We start from the raw sequence: 3,767 nt of genomic DNA, 5'->3' as shown, positions 1-3,767 counted from the left end.
TGTCGTTCTTGTTCCATTGGTGGACACTAACGTATTGATATCACTATGTTCATGTTCTTGTTTCATTCCCGGATTATAGTTTCATTATCGGACATAAGACACTTATTTTCCGGGTTTGGCCATGGTGGATCGATCAGACATCAACGCCGTCGACGATGCAGCATGGGAACAGGCGGTCGCGCGAGAAGCTGTGATCCGCCGCCTTGCAAGCAAGGCTTCACCGGACCGCGCCGAATTTCTCAAGGCCTGCCGCGATCTTGGTCTCAAGCGCTCCCGCTTGTACGAGTTGATCTCAGCGTACAAGGCGCGCCCGGTCGCCAGTTCTTTGTTGGCGGCTCAAGTCGGAACACCGACGGGCAGCCGTCGGCTGCCTGACGAGATTGAAACGGTGATTTCGGGGGCGATCGAGGATTTCTACAAATCCCTCCAGAAGCCGAGCGTCAACGCCCTGCAAAAGGAGGTGCGCAGACGGTGCAGTCAGAGGGGTCTGCGTCCCCCGTGCTGGACCACGCTGCGGGACCGTGTGGCGGCGATAGATCCGGCGGAGCTCGCCGCTGCGCGTGAGGGCGCTAAGGCCTCTCGCCAGCGCCATCACCCGGTGCCAGGCAGCTATCAGGTCGAACGGGCCTATGAAGTGGTTCAGATCGACCACACGCTGGTGGATGTCATTGTCGTGGACCGGGTTAATCGAGAACCTTTGCAGCGGCCCTGGCTGACGCTCGCCATCGACGTTGCCAGCCGCATGGTTGCGGGATTCTATCTGACGTTGGAGCCGCCGTCGGCCTTGTCGGTGGCACTGGCCATTCAGCACCTGGTGCAGCCCAAACTCGACTGGCTGGAGAGCCTGGGGATCGACGCGGACTGGCCCGCGGAGGGATTGCCGGAGACCATTCACGTCGACAATGCCAGGGAATTCCGTTCGAAGGCGATAAAGCGGGGCGCCGAGGAGCACGGGATTTCGCTGCAGTACCGGCCGATTGGGGCGCCGCACTACGGCGGTCACATCGAGCGTCTGATCGGCACGATGATGGGGGCGGTTCACCTGCTGCCGGGATCGACCTTCAGCAGCATCAAGAACCGTGGCGACTACGATTCCGAGGCCAAATCGGCGATGACGCTCGATGAGCTGGAGCACTGGTTGGCGCTGGAAATCACCCGCTATCATGCCGAACGGCATCGTTCGCTCGGTATTCCGCCAATCGCGGCCTGGCACGAGGCCTATGGGCGGCGCGAGGCACCATTGCGCCGGCCTTACGATCCGGAGGGGTTCCAGATCGACTTCCTGCCGAGCACGGAACGCATGGTGCGCCGCGATGGCATCCATCTCTTCGGCCTGCGGTATTGGGACGATGTCCTGAGCCTCTGGGCAGGTCGGCAGGGCCGGCAATTGCGGGTGTCCTACGATCCTCGTGACCTCTCTACGATCTTTGTTCGTAGCCCTGAGGGTCAGCGCTACCCTGTTCGATTTGCGGATCTGCGCCATCCGTCGATCACCCTTGCGGAACATCGCCGTGCGCAGACGATTTTGCGCGAGCGCGGGCGCGCGCTCGAGGATGAAGCCCTCATATTCGCGGTGATCGAGGAACAGCGCGTCCTGGTTGACGCTGCCAGCAGTAGGACACGGGAGGCCAGGCGGTTTTCCGAGAGACGGGACCGAGCGCTTGATGGGGTAGGGGCCTACGAGGCCGATGATGCCGATCCGAGACCAGAGGAAAACGAAAATGTGCTCAGGGACCACCCGGGTTTCTATGTTGAGGAATGGTCGTGACCGAGGACAGCGCATTTGCACATCTCGATCCGGCGTACCGCCGGTTCGCGGCGCTTCCGGACGATGAGCGCATCGCCTGGATCCGGGCCGACCGCTGGATTGAATTCGAGCAGTCCGGGGCAGCCCTGGCACGTCTGGAGAATCTGCTGACCTATCCGCCGCGTGACCGGATGCCGTGCTTGTTGATCTATGGCGAAACTGGCATGGGAAAGACCAAGATCGTGCGCAAGTTCGAACGTGATCACCCGCCGAAGTTCAGCCAGGTGACCGGCGTTGACCACCGCCCGGTGGTTGTCGCGCAGGTGCCTTCTGAGCCCATCGAGCGCGATCTCTACCGCGAACTCATGGCCAGCATAGGCGCGCCGGCGATGACAGGCGGCACGCTCGCCCGCGAGAAGGATATCTGCCGGTCGCTGCTGCGGACCGTAGGGGCTAAGATGATCATTCTCGACGAGGTGAACGGCATGCTGGCCGGCACCTTTCGGCAGCAACGGATTTTTCTCAATGCGATCCGGTTTCTGGCCAATGATTTGCGGATTCCACTGGTTTGTGCCGGAACGGACCTGGCTCGGCAGGCACTGCTGACCGATGCACAACTGGCCGAGCGCTTCGAGGCGTTCCATCTCAAGCCCTGGCAGAACGATGCCGCCTTCGCCGGGCTCCTCAAAAGTTTCGAGCGCATCCTGCCCTTGCGTGAGGCCTCCGATCTGATCAGCGGGGCGGCCAGAGAGCGGATCCACAAGCTGACCTCCGGTGTGACGGCGCGCATCTTCCGCCTGATCGAGACGGCGGCGGAAGATGCGATCCGCTCGGGCAAAGAGTGCCTCGACGCGGATAGTTTTGGCGACAATCTGGTGCTGCCGCTGGTCTCGATGACCCAGACCGCTCGGCGGCGGGGGAAGCCCGCGCCGCATCGGGTCGGGGCATGATGGTGCCGCCCCGACTGCCCGTCGCGCCACGTCCGTATCAAGACGAACTGCTTTCGTCCTGGCTGGTACGGGTTGCCGCGCACTACGGGTCGGAGGCTCTTGAACTGATGGTGTACTTGGCGGGGCAGGGGGGTAGGGACGCAGGCGCGCGGCAGGTTGACGATGTGGCGCCAGATATGGGGCTGCTCAGGCTTTGGGCTAAGGCCTGCAGGATCGATCCGGAACGGCTTCGGCGCAGGACACTGGCTTCCCGATATCCTGATCGGCCGCGGGACTGGTTTCTGACCGAGACGGTGCCGGTCTGTTCTGCCTGTTTCGATGCTGATGTCGCTGCCGGTCGCGATGCCTATCTGCGGGGAAATTGGCGATTGGCGGAGCAGGTGGTGTGCCCGGCGCACCGAACGATGCTTCTGAATCGCTGCCCCGCGTGTCGCGGCCGTCTGCGGCTTTCCTTTCGCATGCTGAACGGCCTGCTGCGCCCGTTCTGTCGCAAGTGCGATGCCGTTCTGACCGGCGGGGGAGGGGGGACAGAGGACCCTTTGGAGGCGGAATTCGCGGCGGGAGTTCTCGAGCTCCAACGCCAGATTGGCGGGATCGTCAGCGGTAGCCCTGGCCCTTTCGTTCGACTCAATCATGGAATTCGCACTCTGTGGGCGCCGCTCGACCGGGACGGGGCGGCCCGACCGGTCCTCGCGCTCTGGTTCGATGAACCGGGTTGGAACTGCCCTTACGAGGCCCGCGCGGCCGTTGGTCGGCCTGCGCCACTTCAGCACCTCTCGGTGCGCTGGCGGGCTTTGACGCTGGTGATCTTGCATGGTCTTTTCGGGGCAGAACTCGTGCCTGGCGCGGTCCTGCCGGAGGCTGCCCTCGTCCTGTTTCGGCGTGCGGCCCCTATGCCGTGGCTGGCGCAAAGTCGAGATGCGCGGAACCGCAAAGGAAAGCGCACGATTGAAGCCAGCGCAGAACGAGTCCACAGATTGAGCAAGAGGCCGGTCCACCGATTAAATGGAAATTTCCTCGACGAGAGAGGCGATTTCGGCCGAATCCACCCATGAAACTAAAACGACACC

At 62.6% G+C, this 3,767-nt stretch carries 3 protein-coding genes; all 3 read left to right on the top strand.

Features of this window, described 5'->3' with window-relative positions; genetic code table 11:
• Positions 1-121: 121 nt before the first annotated feature.
• Genes MF268_RS25080 through MF268_RS25070 form a run of 3 tightly spaced genes read left to right on the top strand, consistent with a single transcriptional unit; the run spans position 122 to position 3,752 of the window.
• A complete protein-coding gene (locus MF268_RS25080) occupies positions 122-1,768 on the top strand; it encodes a transposase family protein (protein WP_238373416.1) in 1,647 nt (548 codons plus the stop codon).
• Positions 1,759-2,697 (top strand): TniB family NTP-binding protein, encoded by a 939-nt coding sequence (locus tag MF268_RS25075; protein WP_238373415.1) that lies wholly within the window; start codon positions 1,759-1,761, stop codon positions 2,695-2,697. The genes MF268_RS25080 and MF268_RS25075 overlap by 10 nt, the downstream gene beginning before the upstream one ends.
• Positions 2,694-3,752, top strand: a complete 1,059-nt coding sequence (locus tag MF268_RS25070; protein WP_238373414.1) for a TniQ family protein — start codon at positions 2,694-2,696, stop codon at positions 3,750-3,752. Before MF268_RS25075 ends, MF268_RS25070 begins: the two co-directional genes overlap by 4 nt.
• The last annotated feature ends 15 nt before the right edge of the window (positions 3,753-3,767 follow it).

Source organism: Heliomarina baculiformis, from assembly GCF_019966545.1.
GTDB classification, from domain to species: Bacteria; Pseudomonadota; Alphaproteobacteria; order Rhodobacterales; family Rhodobacteraceae; genus Heliomarina; species Heliomarina baculiformis.
The sequence above is the reverse complement of the archived record's forward strand: the minus strand, read 5'-3'. Positions and strand labels throughout refer to the sequence as shown.

What these genes read in the sequence shown, in the direction of transcription:
- MF268_RS25080 (WP_238373416.1), top strand. Translation starts at nt 122, where the DNA reads ATGGTGGATCGATCAGACATCAACGCCGTCGACGATGCAGCATGGGAA.
- MF268_RS25075 (WP_238373415.1), top strand. Translation starts at nt 1,759, where the DNA reads ATGGTCGTGACCGAGGACAGCGCATTTGCACATCTCGATCCGGCGTAC.
- MF268_RS25070 (WP_238373414.1), top strand. Translation starts at nt 2,694, where the DNA reads ATGATGGTGCCGCCCCGACTGCCCGTCGCGCCACGTCCGTATCAAGAC.